The following is a 16,468-nucleotide window of genomic DNA, read 5'->3' on the forward strand; positions in this document are numbered from 1 at the left end:
TAGCGAGTCCACCGTTGCAACCGCGACCCGGACGGTGGTTGCGCCGGAACTGACCGACAGGAAGCCGTATGAGCCAGCCAGGTGTCGGCCGCGACGACGGCGAGCGCCTTCCTGGTCTCGCGGATCACGGGCGCGAGCGGGACGAACGCGACATTTTTGTGGGCTGATTGGTCATACCGTCTCATGACCGATCGCCCGACAGTCGACCGAAACGCGTCGACGCTTTTCGTGTTGACCGCGTTCGTCCTCGCCGCAGTCAACCTTCGACCGGCGATCGCGTCCGTCCCACCGGTGCTCGAGGTGATCCGGGTCGAACTGGCGCTGTCGTATACCGCGGTGAGCCTCCTGACGACGATCCCGATGTTCTGTATGGGTCTGTTCGCGTTTCTGACGCCTCGAGTCGCACGGTACGGTCGCGAACGAGGGTTGTTTTGGGCGATCGTGCTCATCGGCCTCGCGACCGCCGCGCGGGTCGCCGGCAACAGCGTCGCGATCCTGTTCGTGACGACGGTCGTCGTCGGGATCGCCATCGCCGTCGGACAGACGCTGTTGCCGGCGCTCGTCGACGAGTACTTCCCTGAGCGGGCGGCGTTCGCGACCGGCGTCTACTCGATCAGCCTGGCACTCGGCGCGACGTTTGCGGCGGGACTGACCGTCCCGGTCTACCAAATCGCCGACTCGTGGACGGCGGCCCTCGCGAGCTGGGCGTTGCTCGCCGTCGTCGCCGCCGTCGTTCTCGTTGTACTGGTACGCGGCGGGAGTGGGGATTCCGAACGGGTATCAGAACCGCCACGACGACTCCCCTGGCGGAGTCCGATCGCGTGGGCGGTCACGCTCTTTTTCGTCGGCGCGTCGACGGTCTTCTACTCCGGACTCACCTGGTTGGCGCCGCGGTACGTCGCGATCGGCTGGGACGAAACCACCGCGGGCTTTCTGTTGACGACGTTTACGCTGACGCAGGTCGTCGGAATGGGACTGTTCATGCTGTTCGGGGACCGGGTCGCCGACCGCCGGCCGTGGATCCTCGCGATGGGTGGCGTGACGGCCGCAAGCATCGTCGCGATCGGGCTCACACCCTCGACGTACCCCTGGCTCCTCGCGGCACTTCTCGGCTCGGGAAGCGGCGGGCTGTTCACGATCGCGCTCACGCTCCCTATCGACCTCGCGGCCGACGGTCCGACGACCGATCGACTGGCGACGATGGGGTTGGGGATCGGATATATGGTCGCGGCGGTCGGCCCATCAGTCGTCGGCGGAATCAGGGACGTCACCGGGAGTTACGTTCCCGCGTTCGTCGCACTGGGGGCCGTAAGCGTCTCTATGACCCTCCTCGGTGTCGCGTTCAGGCCGGGCAACGACGGGACAGTCGGCGCGTAGAACGACCGCCATCGCCTGCAGAATATTACCGACTACCGAATCCGAAAATCGGGCGCGAACGGAGACCGGTCACGCTATCGACCGTCCATTCCCTCGCGGAACTCGAGGATCGTTCGGCGGAGCAACAGATACGAGAAAAAGACCAGCGAGAGCAGGATCAGAACGATCGCGATAATGACCGGATCGTCTGGGATGAACTCGAACATAGGAGATGGGTACCGCCCCTGCGGGCAAAATCGTTTCGACGCGATTCGAGCGGCCGGACAGGACGTGATCGGTCCGTATCGGTCGGCGTGCGGTCTGACGAGACAGATATCGCCCGCTCTTCGGGTGTCGATGCCGATAGGTAAAACCGGCTTTTGAGCTTACGTCGCTTATATTGAATCGGCCGGCGTAGCCGAAGGTGGGTGTCGCCCGGTCCCCGGCGACCCCTGGCCTCGATCCCAGGCTCGTCCCTTCCACCACCCGCTGAAACGCCCTCCGGTTCGTTCGGCTCCGGCCGACGTCCCACCCGCCCGTCTGCCCCCGCTGACGCGCCCTCCCGTGTAGACCGCCGACGTGTTTTCCTTCGGGGACTGCTGACGAGTTCCCCGCCTCGTAGACGCTGTCCCTCGAGAACGGTTCCAAAGCCCTACTCTCGAGAGCGTTCGACGGCGTCGATCGGCGTTCCGTCCGGCTGTCGGAGTTCGATCTCGAACCCGTCCGTTCGGCTCTCGACGACGGCAAATCCCGGCGTGTTTCCGCGAGGTTGAGCGTAACTGCCGGGATTGACGAGCACCGCGTCGTCGGTCTCGACGAGCGTCGGGCGGTGCGTGTGTCCGGAAACGACGACGTCGGCGTCGCGCGAGCGGCCGAACATTGACAACCCGGTCGCCCCGCCATCGCGTCGGTGGGTAACGGCAAATCGGATTCCGTCCCGTTCGACGGTCCGGGCGGTCGGCAGGCGGTCGCGGACGGCCGCGCTGTCGGCGTTGCCGTGGACGGCGAACAGCCGGTCGCACTCGCCCTGGAACGCCTCGAGCGCCGCGGCGCTGGTGAAATCGCCGGCGTGGATCACGGCGTCGGCCTCTCGAGCGGCGGAAAGCGCCGCTCCCTCGAGTTCGTGGCCGCGGTGACTGTGCGTATCCGAGAAGATAGCGATCATTGCCCTGGTTTGGGAGTCGGGAGTGACGTTCCTTTTCGTTTCGACTCGTCAGAGTCCGTGGACACCGCCGAGTTCGCGCCGGGCAGACGCCGCTCGCATCGCGAAAACGACGGAGAAAGGAATCCCGTCTCGAGCGGAAACGAAGGGGTCAGTTTTGCCCGGAACAGAAACTGAGCCGGGAATTCTGCCGGCTCACCCGCGATTTCGTCGTGGATCGCCGCGACCGTCGATCCCGGGGGGCGGTCGTTCGAGACCGCCGTCATCGTGGTCTCCTCGAGGTCGACGGCCGATCGAAGCGAGGACCAGCCCTCGTCGGTCTCGACGCCGACCGCGACGTCGGTGGGCTTGCATCCGGCGGATCGTTGACAACCTCGCGACGAACCACGAGAACACCCTCCGGCTGGCCGCCAGACTTGACGTGCATGCGCCGGAGACAAACATTGTACTAATCGACGCTCAGGGACGGCCCTTGACGTCAACGCGGTGTTCGAATGCCTACGCGAGCGTGGGGTGCCGGCGACGCCGTTCGACCCGACGACGAACGGTGTTGTACACACCAGAACATCTTTGTGAACTATTCACTTGCGCCATTGGCGAGGGTGTTAGGCTATTAGTATTGGTTAATTCCATAAAATATCTATATTGGCCATATCAATTAATAGAATGCATGCCAAATAGAAGATAGTTCATTGGCACCGCCACTGGATTGGCATCAATTAGCGTTGTAGGAATGATGACTGGTGCGGCTGAGCCCTCCCAAGACGACTACTATGATAATATTGATAGTGAAGTCTTGGAAGCTTTCAGTGAGAACGGATCTGATGGTGTTCATGAAGTTCTGGAAAGTCATGAGTTAAATTATAGGCTAAATTCGTCCACGGTAGTGGGTAGGGAGGCATCCTCTCGTGAGGATCCTTCAGACGAAGAAGAGCTCACTCCTCAGCGCTGGTTCGACGAAGACGAGTCAGAAATTAATGCCGTTGCATTCGAAACCTCTGGGTCGAATAACGAAGCACGCGTTCAGGTGATGATGAGTCTTGATGGCTGGACTGGGTCGTTCAGAGATACCACGTATGTTGAAGACGTCATCGGTATCAGTTGGGCTGGAGACTGGACTCCCACAGACGAGAGCATAAGAACTCCAGATGACAATCACGATATCTCGTTCTGGTCCGAGAGTCTAGAGGGTGGAGTTGCTGCCCTTGTCGATCTGAGTGAGGACTCTGTCCTGCCTTGGATTGATTCTGACGATGACTTCTTGTTGGCAGCTACGTTAAGCGCAGGATCGGATCCTGGGTCCGTCCACGGATACTATCAGCACAATATCGCAACTTCCCCAACTGCGAACATCAATTCGATTGAGGGATCCCTCTCAACGAATCCTTTGGATATCGTCATGGATCCATCTGCAACTACGGACTGGGACGTCGCGGATCCAACTGAAGCGGTTGACGTCGTCAGTTAGACCAGCCACCTCTTCCGTTTTTTGTTTGAGTGTTTCCGTCAGTCTTTCCAAGTTCCGAAGCCAGTTATTTCTGTGGCTACGTCTATTATCATGAATATTGGGAGGGCTATCATCAGAAAATGGAGGGGAAGAACGATGATTGATTCTCTTATATCCGTTGTAGCTAAAGTGTATACTATGAAAGTATAAGCGATGATAGTAAGCATCCACTCAGTCGTATCCATTTTACATTATATTCCCCCTCTCTTCGCATTTAAACATTTCGAGCAGTCCACGTATCATTCGTCAGATCGACGTTTCATGTTGACCGACCGAATTTAACATCTCATTTTTCATTGAGGGTCAAAATTTATCAAAACCTTTGGTCCAAAAACGATCTGGAAGTTAACTCCTGTGATGGGGGAGAAGGGAACACCAGACTACTGAACCGCACTCCAGAGTCGGCCAAACAATGAGGCCGTCACTGGTTACGGATTACGCGAAGATTCGTACCCGTGTAGCAGGCACTCACAAAGCTAAAATCAGTTTTTAAGCTCACACAGCCAGTATCCTTCGAGGATACCTATCCGTACTTGCGCCAATTACAGGCGTGGATTACGACGTCGGCGTCTCGAGCGGAAACGAAGGGGTCCGTTTACCCGGAACGGAAACTGAGCCGGCGATTACGCTGGCTCACCCGCGGTCTCGTCGTGGATCGCGACGACCGTCGATCCCGGCGGCCGGTCGTTCGAAACTGCGGTCACCGTGGTTTCCTCGAGGTCGACGGCCGATCGAAGCGGGGACCAGCCCTCCTCGATCTCGACGCCCACCGCGACGTCGGTCGGACTGGCTCCCGGCGGCAATTCTGATGGGTCGTAGACGAGTTCGACGCGGATCGCCTCGATCGCCCGCAAATCCTCGACACCGACGAGGTCGACGGGGGTCGACAACGCGCCCGCCGGGGGGTCCGTGGCGGCCGGCTCGAGGCCGACGTGCTCCGGGACGACGCCCGCGACGACGTCCAGTCGTGCGCCCGCGCGCTCGAGTGTGAACTCCGCGACGGTACCGGAATCGTAGCCGGGGATGGGCATAGTCGGGGCGAGGGACTGGACGTATAAGTCGGTAGACCGCGCAGGTGCTGGCAGTGATATTCGGTAGCAGTCAGCGCGACGGGGACGGAGACTCCGCCGATGAGGGTAGAATCGATCTCTCGCGCCGCCCGCGACCTCGAGCCTCGAGTCAGACGGATCGCTGTACCGATCTACCAGTGTGACGGCGACACGCCTGCGGTCCCACCGGTACTGACGGACAGCAGACCGCATCAATACGTCGCTGGGAGGAGTCCGATCGCCATGACAAACGCCGAGACATTCACGAGGGCGTGCATCAGCCAGGCGCCGACCAGGTTGTCGTACCGGATCCGAAGGAGCGCCAAGAGCAGTCCCGAGAGGACCGCGAACAACACCCCTGCCGCACCCGGATGGACGATGCCGAAGAGGAGCACCGATCCGCCGACGGCGGCGGAGATGCGCCCCCACCTGGAGAGGAGGTAACCAAAGAGAATCCCGCGAAAGAGCATCTCCTCCGCGAGCGGCGCCACGATAACCACGCCGAACACGACGGCAACGAGCCCGACGGTCGTGCTGGCACCGGCGGGCGTTCGCGGTGAGAATCCGATCGCCGCGACGGCGACGTTGGTTGCCGGCCAGAGGAGGCCGACGGCGACCCCGGACCCGACGACGCCCGCGCCCAGTTCACGAATCGAGGGTCGTCGCACGGGAACGGCGGCCCGCCACGTCTCGCGGTCCCACCAAACGAACAGCGCCGCGAGGACCAGGACGCTTGCCACACCCATCACGAGAAATTCGACGTTCTCCGGGAAGCCGGGGTCGGCTCCCTGGTGGGCGACGAACCCGCCGGCGATCACGAGATACGACGACGCCACCGGAACCAGCGGAACTAGGACGATCCACCACGGTAGAGTCTCGAGCGGTTCGACGGCTGGCTCTGGCGCGAACCGGGTCGGATCTGAGAGTCGTTTCCCGTCCATCGTCGTTCGCCTCGGTTTCGTTCGTTGTTCACTCCGCAGGCAGTTATGATTCGGGCTCGTATACCCGTTCAGCGACCTCTCCGCCGCCCGCCACAAGCCGTGCCCAGACGAGGATGAGCAGACAGGTTCCGCCCAGTTGGACGACCGTCGTCTCGAGCATCCCACCCGTCGATCCGGTCATCGCCACGACGACGGGGAGGCCGACGACGCCGGCTTCTCGAGGGTTCGAGTGAGACGAACGCTTTTATCGTAGCGGGAACCAATCACCCACCGTGTCCGAGACGAGCGGCTACATGCGGTTTTTCCCCTACGATCAGCCCTACGAGAACCAGCGCGAGGCGATGGACCGAATCTACAACACGCTGGTTCGGGGACAGGACGTCCTCTTCGAGGGCGCCTGCGGGACGGGAAAGACCCTCTCGTCGCTCGCCCCCGCACTCGAGGTGGCCCGCGAGCAGGACAAGACGGTCGTCATCACGACGGACGTCCACCAGCAGATGCGCCAGTTCGTCGCGGAAGCGCGGGCGATCACCGCCGAGGAGTCGATCCGTGCGATCGTCTTCAAGGGAAAGTCCTCGATGTGTCACATCGACGTCGGCTACGAGGAGTGTCAGGCGCTTCGGGACAACACCCGTGCGGTCGTCGACGCCGAACGCGATCGCGACCAGCTCGAGCGCCGACAGCGTGAACTCTTAGCGGAGAGCCAGGAGGGCGACGGCGGTGCGGCCGACGCTCGCTCGGCGGTGATGGACGAACTCGAGTCGATCGAAGAACGCCTCGGGGACCTCGAGGAACAGAACGTTTGTGAGTACTACCGGAACAACTTGACCGAGGATACGGACGACTTCTTCGCCTGGCTCTACGACGACGTCCGCACGCCCGAGGAGATCTTCGAGCGGGCCGAACGAAGCGAGTTCTGTGGCTACGAACTCCTGAAAGAGGGGATCGAGGGCGTCGATCTGGTCGTCTGTAACTACCACCACCTGCTCGATTCGACCATCCGCGAGCAGTTCTTCCGCTGGCTCGGCCGCGATCCCGAGGACGTCATCGCCGTCTTCGACGAGGCTCACAACGTCGAAGACGCCGCCCGCGAACACGCGACGCGAACCTGTTCCGAGCGGACGTTCGAGTCGGCGCTGGACGAACTCACGGATACCTCGGATCCGCGCTCGGAGGACGCCGCGAACGTCCTCTCGGCGTTTCACCGTGCGGTCGTCGAGACGTACGAAGCGTCCTTCGGGTTTGGCCAGCGAGAGCGAATCGGCGAGGGGTGGGAGGACGTTCCCATCGCCAACGAGGACCGGAAGGACGATCTCACCCTCGAGTTCCTCCAGCGATACTCGGGGCGGGGGATCGACGCGGATCTCGAGGCCGCGATTACCCTCGGCCAGGACCTAGACGAGGAGTACGAGGAAGCCTACCGCGAGGGCGAGACGGCGACGCGGACGGAGTGTCAGACCCTCCAGGCCGCCGCGTTCGTCAGCGCCTGGATGAACGAGGGGTCGAAAGAGGGACTGTACCCGGTCGTCTCGGTAACTCGAGATGCCGGCACCGACGAAATCTACGGCCGTGCAGAGCTCTACACCTGCCTGCCGCGGCAGGTGACGGGACAACTCTTCGAGGAGGTGGCCGCGACGATCCTGATGAGCGCAACGCTCCAGCCGTTCGACGTCACCGAGGACGTCCTGGGACTCGAGGAGGCGGTGACGATGGCCTACGGGCTCCAGTTCCCGCCGGAGAACCGGCGGACGTACGCCGTCGAGACGCCGCCGCTTTTCTCCTCGGATCGGGACGATCCAGCAGTCCAGGAGGAGGTCACCGGGACGATCCACGACGCCGTTCGAATGACGCCCGGAAACACCCTCGTCTTCTTCCCTAACTACGGCGAGGCGAGTCGGTACGCAGAGCGACTCGAGCGGCGCGCCGACGGCGTGACCGTCTATCTGGACGAGCCGGGTACGCCCGCCGAGGAGATGCGCCAGGAGTTCGTCGACGACGACGGGGCCGTTCTCTGTACGTCGCTGTGGGGGACCCTCGCCGAGGGCGTCAGTTTCGACGGCGACGCCGCCCGCACGGTGCTCGTCGTCGGCGTCCCCTACCCGCATCTGGACGATCGCGCGGAAGCGGTCCAGGAGGCCTACGACGCGGCCTTCGAGGGGACGGAGACGGGCTGGCGCTACGCCGTCGAGATTCCGACCGTCCGAAAGACGAGACAGGCGCTGGGACGCGTGATCCGTTCGCCCGAGGACGTCGGCGTCCGCGCCCTCGTAGACGCCCGGTACTCGAGGGATGCGAAATCGAACCTCGGCAAGTACAGCGTCAACGGGAGCTTTCCCCACGAGGAACGAGAGGAGTTACTCGATATCGACCCGACCAAGCTCAAGTTCGCGATGTTGAACTTCTACGCCGACCACGACGGCTACGGCGGAGAGCCGCCGTCGCCGTAATCGTCGGCGGCCGAACGCACGACATCCGTACTCGAGCGGACAATCCCGCTGGTTCCCGACTGCTCCCGGCGATGCCCGATCACTCGATCGTCACGTCCGCGACGCCGTTGGTCACCATCGCGGTGTGGGTTCCGCCGGTATCGATCGTCAGCTCGAACGACTCGGACTCCTCGACCATCCACGTGTCGACGACTCCCTCGTTAGCGTGGTCGATCCGGAGCGTGACCGCATCTCGCTCGAGGTCGGTATCCGTGTCCTCGGGCTGAAACACTTCGTTAACGTCGACAGTGATCGACAGTTCGGCACCCTCGTCGGCGCTGAACTCGACGACTTCGTCCTCGTCGAGAGTCGTATCGACACCGCCCCCGCCGAGGAGGCCGCTACAGCCGGCCAGTGGAACGACTGTGGCGAGTGTGATGAAAGCACGTCGGCGCATGACCGGTGATAGCGAAACCGGCTGGGAATAACTTCCGGCCGATACACCAGCGTCGCTCGGGAGAATATATCTGAAGCGACATTTATTTTCGCGAGAGTCGGCGGCGAGCGACGATCGGCGGCCGATCAGGAGGGAAGCGAGACCCGACTCACCGGCAGTTTGTACGTTCCATCCCAGAACTCGAGTTCGGTGACCGTCCAGGTGACCGGTTCGATCTCGCGGTCGGCGAGCCGTTTTGCGGCTGTCTCCTCGCCGCCCCGGGCGAGCGTGACGTGAGGAACGTACTCGGGACCCTCGAGGCCGTCGATCGCCTCGAACGCGTCGGCGAGGTCGGCGTGGATCGCCTCGAGACCCGGGCTCTCGACGGCGAGGTAGACGACCGGTGCCGATCCGAGCGGCGGGTCCGTGAAGTAGTCGATGCCCGTGATGCGCGCCTCGACGGCGGGCGTCCCCTCGAGTGCGCGGTGGGCGCGATGTTGTAACTGAGCGACGTGGTCGGCCTCGCCGAGCCGTTTGAGGAGACAGGAGTGCTCCTCGCGGACGCTGTCGAAACCGACGAGTTCGGGATAGAGTTCGTTCGCCAGAGTTCTGACGCGCCCGGGAACCGGTACGTTGACGCTGTACACTCGATCGAGATAGCGTTGCCGTGGATATCAGTCCTGCGTTCCACCTCGACGGTCGGGGAGTCGACGACCCGATGTCACTCACCGTCGGGGCGACTGTTCGCCGACGTCGTTCAGTCGAAGCGAACGTCTTCGGGGAAAACGTTCCACCCACCAGTGTTAAACATTCACAAGAAAGCGAGGTGTTAAAAACCAGCAGTCGCCGGCGTCGGAAAGACCTATTTAGTCGGCTACGACATACACCCATAATGGACGTGAGGGGGCTACGGGCCCTTGTTTGCGTGCTCGTGGTAGTCGGGTGCTTGGTCGCGGCCGTTCCGTCGGCGTCGTCCGCTGTGGTGGCCGATTCCGGCGTGGAGAGCGCCGCGTTTCAGGAGACTGCGGACGACGAACAACAGACCGCAGACGACGCCGACGGCGAACTCGTCGACGGGAACGAAACCGAAAACGGGGACGGGCCGACCAACGAATCCGATGCCGAGACTGGACCGGACAACGAAACCGGAGACGACCTCAACGAGAGCGAAGACGACGGTCTCAACGAAAGCGCCCAGCTCGACAATGCAGACGAGGTCCACATAGACGTGTTCCTCCACGAGAACACCTCGGCAACGTTCGTCGTCGACTACCGGTTCGAAAACGACTCGACGCAAAACTGGGAGCGTCTCCGTGACGACGTCGAGGAGAATCCGGAGGAGTACGCGGCGAAAGAACACTCCGATTGGAACGACATCCTCGAGGAAGGACAGAACCGGACGGATCGAGAGATGGAGATCTCGAACGTCGAGGTCGAGACCGACACCAGCTCGGCGCCGCGGAACCTCGGCCACGTCGAGTTTACGTTCGAGTGGTCGTCGTTCTCCCACGTCGAGATCAACCGAATCGAAGCCGGAGACGCACTCGCCGGCTTTACGCTCGTCGACGACACGACGTTGCAGTTTTTCTGGCCCGACGGATACATCGTTCGGGAAGCCGATCCATCGCCGGACGATCCGCCGGAGGGATCGATCTTCTGGGACGGCGACGGGACCGAGTTCACCGACGAACAGCCGCTGATCGTTCTCATCGAGAACGCGGAAGGAACGGAGGATCCGGCCGAACCCGAGGAGAGTCCGGCGACACCGTGGCTCGCCGTTGCGGGTGCGCTCGGGCTGTTGGTGGCCGCCGCCGCGATCGGCTGGGTGATCAGACACCGGGCTGACGGAGTCAGACAGCCACCCGGCAACGGTCCAACCGACCAGACAGGAGCTCCGATCGAGCCCAACGGGGCGGTCGGCCAGACAAACGGACCGCCCGACGAACTCCTGAGCAACGAAGAGCGCGTGTTGCGGCTACTCGAGCGACGCGGCGGACGGGTCAAACAACAGGAGATCGTCGCCGAACTCGAGTGGACCGAAGCCAAAACGAGCCAGGTCGTCAGCGGGCTTCGAGAGGACGAGGAGGTCGAAGTCTTCCGAATCGGCCGGGAGAACGTGCTGTCGCTTCCCGACGACGAGGAGCCATCGTAATTTCACGGAACTCGAGGCGTCGGAGACGAGGGTTGATACGGATAGCAGGATTTAATACGCCCCGTTTACAAGCCGTCGGCAATGATCCGTTCCGTCGGAATCGAGTTCACCGATTTCGGTACCGACGGGACCGTCTCCCCGGAGCGCCCGCGGCGACCCCGGCGGCGGGCTCGTTGAGCCCACACTACACTACTTCATCCATCGTCTTCGTCCGAACGTTTCATCACTACCACCGGAAAGTGACCGATTTTCGGTTAGCGACCGCTCTGGACTTAATTTTCTAAATCTAAATCAACGAATTTAAGTCCATCCTGGCGTTTTACTCGAGTACGACATGACACGCGTGGCACTTGCGTTCTCGGGTGGATTGGACACGACGGTCTGTGTCCCGTTGCTCGAGGAGGAGTACGGATACGACGAGGTGATCGGCGTCACGGTAGACGTCGGACAGCCGGCCGAAGAGTTCGACGAGGCCGAAGAGACCGCGACGGCGCTCGATCTGGAACACTACGTCGTCGACGCGACCGAGGAGTTCGCCGACCTCTGTCTCGACGGCGTTCGCGCGAACGCGGAGTACCAGGGGTACCCGCTCGGCACGGCGCTCGCCCGTCCCGTGATCGCCAAGGCGATCCTCGAGGTCGCCGAAGAACAGGACTGTACCGGCATCGCCCACGGCTGTACAGGGAAAGGAAACGACCAGCTCCGGTTCGAGGCCGTCTGGCGCGACTCGGATCTGGAAGTCATCGCACCCGTGCGCGAACTCGGGCTCACCCGCGAGTGGGAACAGGAGTACGCCGCAGAGCGCGACCTGCCCGTCGAAGGAGGAAGCGGCGGCGACTGGTCGATCGACACCAACCTCTGGAGTCGCTCGGTCGAGGGCGACGAACTCGAGGATCCGAACTACGTCCCGCCGGCCGACATCTACGAGTGGACCCAGGATCCGACCGGTGAGACCGAAGAGATCGAGATCAGCTTCGAGAACGGCTACCCGGTCGCCGTCGACGGCGAGGCGATGGAACCGGTCGCGCTGATCGAGTACCTAAACGAGGTGGCCGGCGCCTACGGCGTCGGTCGTACCGACTCGATGGAAGACCGCATGCTCGGACTCAAAGTTCGTGAGAACTACGAACACCCCGCCGCGACGACCCTGCTCAACGCCCACGAGGCCCTCGAGGGGCTCGTCCTCACCCAGGAAGAACGCGAGTTCAAACAGCTGATCGACCAGAAGTGGTCGAAGAAGGGCTACGAGGGACTCGTCGACGCGCCGCTCGTGAGCGCGCTCGAGGGCTTCATCGACGAGACCCAGAAACGCGTCACCGGCACCGTCACGATTCGGTTCGAGGGTGGACAGGCCCGTGCCGTCGCCCGAGACAGCGAGTACGCGGCCTACTCGGCCGAACACGCCTCCTTCGACACCGAGTCGGTCGGCAAGATCGACCAGGAAGACGCCACGGGCGTCGCGAAGTATCACGGCTTCCAGCGCCGTCTCGCGAACAGCGTGATCGACGAGGACGAGTGAGATGACCGAGGAGAGCGCTCACGACGGGGCAGGCGATCTCGAGCCAGCGATCGCGAGCGGCGCCGAGTCGGACCGGCGGATCGCGACGGACGGCGGAGACGACGAAAGCGTCGTCCGCCGGGACCGGTTCAGCGGTGGCCCCGCCCGGAGCTTCCTCTCCTCGCTTGCAGCCGACGAACGAATTTTCGAGGCCGACCTCGAGGTCGACCGCGCACACGTCGTCATGCTGGCCGAGCAAGGAATCGTCGACGGCGACGTCGCCGGCGAGGTCCTGACCGCCCTCGATGCGATCGAGGTCGACGGTCACGACTCGTTGCCCGATGGCGAGGACGTCCACGAGGCGATCGAGACCAGCGTCATCGAACGCATCGGTGCCAACGGCGGGAAGATGCACACCGCGCGCTCGAGAAACGACGAGGTCGCGGCGTGCATCCGCTATCGCCTCCGCGAGGACGTCCTGGCGGCGATCGAGGCGACGATCGCACTCCGCGGAGCGTTGCTCGAGGCCGCCACAGCGCACACCGAGACGATCATGCCGGGCTACACCCACCTCCAGCCGGCTCAGCCGACGACGGTCGCCCACTGGGCCTGTTCGTACGAATCGGCGGTCCGACGCGATACGGCCCGGTTGCTCGATGCCTACGGACGCATCAACGAGTCGCCGCTGGGCGCGGCCGCGTTCGCGGGGACGACGTTCGATATCGACCGTGAACGCACGGCCGAGTTGCTCGGCTTCGACGGGGTCGTCGAGAACTCGATGGATGCCTCCTCGAGCCGGGATTTCCTGCTCGAGACGACACAAGCGCTGTCGACGCACGCGACGACGCTGTCGGGGCTCGCCGAGGACGTGATCGTCTTCGCGAACCGCGGCTTCGTTTCCCTCTCGGACGACTACTCCTCGACGTCGTCGATCATGCCCCAGAAGAAGAACCCGGACACGCTCGAGCTCGTCCGCGCGGTCGCGGGCGACGCGGCGGGGGAGGTCCAGGGGCTGACGACGACGCTCAAGGGCCTGCCGCGTGCGTACAACCGCGACCTCCAGCGGGCGACGCCCCACGCCTGGGAGACTGCCGACGCGGTGACGGAAGCGAGTTCCGTCGCGGCCGGCGCGGTCGCCACGGCCGAGTGGAACGACGAGGCGCTCGCGGCCGAGGCCGGCGAGGGGTTCTCGACGGCGACCGGCGTCGCCGACCTGCTCGCCGCGAACGGACTGCCGTTCCGGACGGCCCACGAGATCGTCGCGAGCGCGGCCGAACGCCTCGAGGACGCCGACGGGTCGGATCTCGACGCCATCGCGGCGGCCGCAAGAGCAGTCCTCGAAGCGCCCCTCGAGTCGGTCGTCGATCTCGAGGCGGTCGAGGCCGCCCTCGATCCCGCCGAGAGCGTCGCGAGCCGCGATTCGCGTGGCGGACCGGCACCGGAGGCGATCGACCCACAACTCGCCGACGCCCGCGAGATCCTCGCGAAGGACGAAACCACACTCGAGACGCGAACCGAGGCGCTCGAGGCGGCACACGCGGCGCTCAGGACCGAGGTGAACGACTATGTGTGAGGTCGTCGGTCCGCGACCGCGGCGACGACGACCCCCGCGAGGGGACGATACACATGCTAAATGATATGTCAAAGTAGAAATTCGGTGAAATGGCGCCAGCGGCCCGTTAGAGTGGAGTGCGGATAGTATAATATTGCTGTTAAGTTCGAAGCCTTTAAGGATACCCGGCTCCCAGTTGCGAGTACAATGACCGAATGCGTCGAGTGTGGGGCCGAGGTGTCCCTGCACGACGATCTGGAGATTGGAGAGATCGTTGACTGCACCACCTGTGGTGCCGAACTAGAAGTCGTCGATACCGAGCCGCCAGTCCTCGATCGAGCCCCCGAGCTCGAAGAGGACTGGGGTGAGTGACCTTGCAGACGGCCGCAACGCACATCCCCCCCATTCAACCCCGACAGCAGGGGTGGTTCGAGTGAACGTAGGAATACTCTACTCCCGGATCCGCAAGGACGAGAAGCTCCTCCTGAACGAGCTTCGCGAGCGCGACCACGAGGTCGAGAAGATCGACGTCCGCAAACACGACTTCGACATCGGCGACACCCCCGAGGAGTTCGTCGATCTCGACGTCGTCGTCGACCGCTGTCTCGCCACGAGCCGGAGTCTCTACGCCACGCAGTTCCTCGAGGCGTACGGAATCCCCGTGGTCAACAGCCACGAGACCGCGGATATCTGTGCCGATAAGGTGAAAAACAGCCTCGCACTCGAGCAGGCGGGCGTGCCGACGCCCGCGACGAAAGTCGCGTTCACCAAAGAGAGCGCGCTCTCCGCGATCGAATCCTTCGGCTACCCGTGCGTGCTCAAACCCGTCGTGGGATCGTGGGGGCGCCTGATGGCCAAGATCGACTCGCGCGACGCCGCGGAAGCGATCTTAGAGCACAAGGCGACGCTCGGCCACTACGAGCACAAGGTGTTTTACGTCCAGGAGTTCGTCGAGAAGCCCGGACGAGACATCCGCGTGGTCGCGACCGACGGCGAGCCGGTCGCCGCGATGGTCCGATCCTCGGATCACTGGATCACCAACGCCGCGAAAGGCGCCGAGACGGACGTCTTCGAACTCGACGACCGAGCCGAGGAACTCGTCGAAACGGCGAGCGACGCCGTCGGGGGTGGATTGCTCGGCATCGACCTCATGGAGACGGGCGACGATTACACCGTCCACGAGGTCAACCACACCGTCGAGTTCAAGGCGCTCGATAGCGCCGTCGAGACCGACGTTGCAGGCGCCGTCGTCGACTGGCTCGAGGCGAAAGTCGAGGCCGACGGACAGCTCGAGGTGACCGCCTGATGGCCGTCGACGCCGATTCCGACGCGTCCGAGGCCGCGGGTGGAGAGACCGTCACCGCGAGCGTGATCGGCGGCTCGGGCTTTACGGGCGGCGAACTGCTTCGCCTGCTTGCCGGCCACCCGAACGTCGAGATTTCCGAGGTGACGAGCCGATCTAAGGCCGGAAAGAGCGTCGGCTCCGTCCACCCGCCGCTTCGCGGGACGGACCTCCGGTTTACCGAACCCGACGACCTCGAGTCCGTCGACGTCCTGTTCGCCGCGACGCCCCACGGCGTCTCGATGAGCCAGATCGACGACTTCTTCGACATTGCGGAGACGGTCGTCGACCTCTCAGCCGACTTCCGGCTGAACACCGAGGAGCAATACGAGGAGTGGTACGACGGCCACGACGCGCCGGAGTACCTCGAGAAAGCGGAGTACGCACTCCCCGAGATCAACCGCGAGAACCTCGAGGGTGCCGAACTGATCGCCGGCGGCGGCTGTAACGCCACCGCGACGATTCTCGGGCTCTACCCGCTCGTGGAGGCCGGTATCGTCGACGGCGACCAGCAGATCGTCGTCGACGTGAAAGTCGGCTCCTCCGAAGGGGGCGCCGGCGGCGGCGAGGCCTCGAGCCATCCCGAACGCTCGGGCGTCGTCCGGCCATACGCGCCGACGGGCCACCGCCACGAGGCCGAGATCGAGCAGTTCCTCGGCACCTCGGTCGCCTTCACGTGCCACGCCGTGGACATGATCCGCGGCGCGAGCGCGACGAGTCACGTCTTCCCCTCGGGACCGGTCTCGAAGGGCGACCTCTGGAAAGCGTACAGAGGGAGCTACGAGGACGAGCCGTTCGTCCGCATGGCCGCCGGCGGCTCCGGCGTCTATCGCTACCCCGAGCCGAAAGCCGTCGCGGGGACGAACCTCGCGGAAGTCGGCTTCGAACTCGACCCGAGTAACAAGCGCGTCGTCGTCTTCTCGGCGATCGACAACATGATGAAGGGGTCGGCCGGCCAGGCCGTCCACGCCGCGAACATCGCACTCGGCTTCGAGGAGACCGCCGGACTCGAGTTCGCGGGGTTACACCCCGTGGGGGCACCATAAA

At 63.5% G+C, this 16,468-nt stretch carries 17 protein-coding genes; 9 read left to right on the plus strand and 8 right to left on the minus strand.

Features of this window, described 5'->3' with window-relative positions:
- Positions 1-183: 183 nt before the first annotated feature.
- On the plus strand, positions 184-1,377 hold the full coding sequence (locus AB7C87_RS23270; protein ID WP_369731919.1) for an MFS transporter: 1,194 nt from the start codon (positions 184-186) through the stop codon (positions 1,375-1,377).
- Between the two features lie 74 nt (positions 1,378-1,451).
- Here AB7C87_RS23270 and AB7C87_RS23275 read toward each other — a convergent pair whose 3' ends face one another.
- Both AB7C87_RS23275 and AB7C87_RS23280 read right to left on the minus strand, forming a co-directional pair.
- On the minus strand, positions 1,452-1,583 hold the full coding sequence (locus AB7C87_RS23275; protein ID WP_255455301.1) for a DUF7859 family protein: 132 nt from the start codon (positions 1,581-1,583) through the stop codon (positions 1,452-1,454).
- Positions 1,584-2,008: 425 nt separating this feature from the next.
- On the minus strand, positions 2,009-2,521 hold the full coding sequence (locus tag AB7C87_RS23280) for a metallophosphoesterase (protein ID WP_369731920.1): 513 nt from the start codon (positions 2,519-2,521) through the stop codon (positions 2,009-2,011).
- Between the two features lie 730 nt (positions 2,522-3,251).
- On the opposite strand from AB7C87_RS23280, the gene AB7C87_RS23285 reads away from it, so the two are divergent.
- Positions 3,252-3,986 (plus strand): hypothetical protein, encoded by a 735-nt coding sequence (locus AB7C87_RS23285; protein ID WP_369731921.1) that lies wholly within the window; start codon positions 3,252-3,254, stop codon positions 3,984-3,986.
- 38 nt (positions 3,987-4,024) lie between these two features.
- On the opposite strand, the gene AB7C87_RS23290 is transcribed toward AB7C87_RS23285, so the two are convergent.
- The 4 genes from AB7C87_RS23290 to AB7C87_RS23305 all read right to left on the minus strand — a co-directional run bounded on the left by AB7C87_RS23290 (position 4,025) and on the right by AB7C87_RS23305 (position 6,196).
- On the minus strand, positions 4,025-4,210 hold the full coding sequence (locus tag AB7C87_RS23290; RefSeq protein WP_369731922.1) for a hypothetical protein: 186 nt from the start codon (positions 4,208-4,210) through the stop codon (positions 4,025-4,027).
- A gap of 438 nt (positions 4,211-4,648) precedes the next feature.
- Positions 4,649-5,056 (minus strand): hypothetical protein, encoded by a 408-nt coding sequence (locus tag AB7C87_RS23295; RefSeq protein WP_369731923.1) that lies wholly within the window; start codon positions 5,054-5,056, stop codon positions 4,649-4,651.
- A 230-nt stretch (positions 5,057-5,286) separates the two neighbouring features.
- Entirely contained in the window at positions 5,287-6,015 is a 729-nt protein-coding gene (locus AB7C87_RS23300; protein ID WP_369731924.1) for a CPBP family intramembrane glutamic endopeptidase, read from the minus strand.
- A gap of 43 nt (positions 6,016-6,058) precedes the next feature.
- On the minus strand, positions 6,059-6,196 hold the full coding sequence (locus AB7C87_RS23305) for a hypothetical protein (RefSeq protein ID WP_369731925.1): 138 nt from the start codon (positions 6,194-6,196) through the stop codon (positions 6,059-6,061).
- Positions 6,197-6,287: 91 nt separating this feature from the next.
- Here AB7C87_RS23305 and AB7C87_RS23310 point away from each other — a divergent pair, with 91 nt between their 5' ends.
- Entirely contained in the window at positions 6,288-8,462 is a 2,175-nt protein-coding gene (locus tag AB7C87_RS23310) for an ATP-dependent DNA helicase (RefSeq protein ID WP_369731926.1), read from the plus strand.
- A gap of 79 nt (positions 8,463-8,541) precedes the next feature.
- Here the strand turns inward: AB7C87_RS23310 and AB7C87_RS23315 are convergent, their stop codons facing one another.
- Both AB7C87_RS23315 and AB7C87_RS23320 read right to left on the minus strand, forming a co-directional pair.
- Positions 8,542-8,898, minus strand: coding sequence for a hypothetical protein (locus AB7C87_RS23315; RefSeq protein ID WP_369731927.1), 357 nt, complete (start codon positions 8,896-8,898; stop codon positions 8,542-8,544).
- Between the two features lie 125 nt (positions 8,899-9,023).
- Positions 9,024-9,524 carry a 2'-5' RNA ligase family protein gene (locus tag AB7C87_RS23320; protein WP_369731928.1) on the minus strand — a complete coding sequence of 167 codons (501 nt, stop codon included), beginning with the start codon at positions 9,522-9,524 and terminating at the stop codon, positions 9,024-9,026.
- Positions 9,525-9,769: 245 nt separating this feature from the next.
- Here AB7C87_RS23320 and AB7C87_RS23325 point away from each other — a divergent pair, with 245 nt between their 5' ends.
- The 6 genes from AB7C87_RS23325 to argC all read left to right on the plus strand — a co-directional run bounded on the left by AB7C87_RS23325 (position 9,770) and on the right by argC (position 16,467).
- Positions 9,770-11,029 (plus strand): helix-turn-helix transcriptional regulator, encoded by a 1,260-nt coding sequence (locus AB7C87_RS23325; protein WP_369731929.1) that lies wholly within the window; start codon positions 9,770-9,772, stop codon positions 11,027-11,029.
- Between the two features lie 334 nt (positions 11,030-11,363).
- Positions 11,364-12,548 (plus strand): argininosuccinate synthase, encoded by a 1,185-nt coding sequence (locus tag AB7C87_RS23330; protein WP_369731930.1) that lies wholly within the window; start codon positions 11,364-11,366, stop codon positions 12,546-12,548.
- A 1-nt stretch (position 12,549) separates the two neighbouring features.
- Positions 12,550-14,100 carry an argininosuccinate lyase gene (argH, locus tag AB7C87_RS23335; protein WP_369731931.1) on the plus strand — a complete coding sequence of 517 codons (1,551 nt, stop codon included), beginning with the start codon at positions 12,550-12,552 and terminating at the stop codon, positions 14,098-14,100.
- Positions 14,101-14,286: 186 nt separating this feature from the next.
- The gene (gene lysW, locus AB7C87_RS23340; RefSeq protein ID WP_369731932.1) at positions 14,287-14,451 is read left to right on the plus strand and encodes a lysine biosynthesis protein LysW; all 165 of its coding nucleotides are present in this window, start codon (positions 14,287-14,289) and stop codon (positions 14,449-14,451) included.
- Between the two features lie 61 nt (positions 14,452-14,512).
- Complete coding sequence (lysX, locus tag AB7C87_RS23345; RefSeq protein ID WP_369731933.1) at positions 14,513-15,385, plus strand: lysine biosynthesis protein LysX; 873 nt, start codon at positions 14,513-14,515, stop codon at positions 15,383-15,385.
- A complete protein-coding gene (gene argC, locus AB7C87_RS23350; RefSeq protein ID WP_369731934.1) occupies positions 15,385-16,467 on the plus strand; it encodes an N-acetyl-gamma-glutamyl-phosphate reductase in 1,083 nt (360 codons plus the stop codon). The genes lysX and argC overlap by 1 nt, the downstream gene beginning before the upstream one ends.
- Position 16,468: the final 1 nt, after the last annotated feature.

This window comes from Natrarchaeobius versutus (assembly GCF_041205745.1).
Classification (GTDB): Archaea; Halobacteriota; Halobacteria; order Halobacteriales; family Natrialbaceae; genus Natrarchaeobius; species Natrarchaeobius versutus.

What these genes read in the sequence shown, in the direction of transcription:
- AB7C87_RS23270 (WP_369731919.1), top strand. Translation starts at nt 184, where the DNA reads ATGACCGATCGCCCGACAGTCGACCGAAACGCGTCGACGCTTTTCGTG.
- AB7C87_RS23275 (WP_255455301.1), bottom strand. Translation starts at nt 1,583, where the DNA reads ATGTTCGAGTTCATCCCAGACGATCCGGTCATTATCGCGATCGTTCTG.
- AB7C87_RS23280 (WP_369731920.1), bottom strand. Translation starts at nt 2,521, where the DNA reads ATGATCGCTATCTTCTCGGATACGCACAGTCACCGCGGCCACGAACTC.
- AB7C87_RS23285 (WP_369731921.1), top strand. Translation starts at nt 3,252, where the DNA reads ATGATGACTGGTGCGGCTGAGCCCTCCCAAGACGACTACTATGATAAT.
- AB7C87_RS23290 (WP_369731922.1), bottom strand. Translation starts at nt 4,210, where the DNA reads ATGGATACGACTGAGTGGATGCTTACTATCATCGCTTATACTTTCATA.
- AB7C87_RS23295 (WP_369731923.1), bottom strand. Translation starts at nt 5,056, where the DNA reads ATGCCCATCCCCGGCTACGATTCCGGTACCGTCGCGGAGTTCACACTC.
- AB7C87_RS23300 (WP_369731924.1), bottom strand. Translation starts at nt 6,015, where the DNA reads ATGGACGGGAAACGACTCTCAGATCCGACCCGGTTCGCGCCAGAGCCA.
- AB7C87_RS23305 (WP_369731925.1), bottom strand. Translation starts at nt 6,196, where the DNA reads ATGACCGGATCGACGGGTGGGATGCTCGAGACGACGGTCGTCCAACTG.
- AB7C87_RS23315 (WP_369731927.1), bottom strand. Translation starts at nt 8,898, where the DNA reads ATGCGCCGACGTGCTTTCATCACACTCGCCACAGTCGTTCCACTGGCC.
- AB7C87_RS23325 (WP_369731929.1), top strand. Translation starts at nt 9,770, where the DNA reads ATGGACGTGAGGGGGCTACGGGCCCTTGTTTGCGTGCTCGTGGTAGTC.
- AB7C87_RS23330 (WP_369731930.1), top strand. Translation starts at nt 11,364, where the DNA reads ATGACACGCGTGGCACTTGCGTTCTCGGGTGGATTGGACACGACGGTC.
- argH (WP_369731931.1), top strand. Translation starts at nt 12,550, where the DNA reads ATGACCGAGGAGAGCGCTCACGACGGGGCAGGCGATCTCGAGCCAGCG.
- lysW (WP_369731932.1), top strand. Translation starts at nt 14,287, where the DNA reads ATGACCGAATGCGTCGAGTGTGGGGCCGAGGTGTCCCTGCACGACGAT.
- argC (WP_369731934.1), top strand. Translation starts at nt 15,385, where the DNA reads ATGGCCGTCGACGCCGATTCCGACGCGTCCGAGGCCGCGGGTGGAGAG.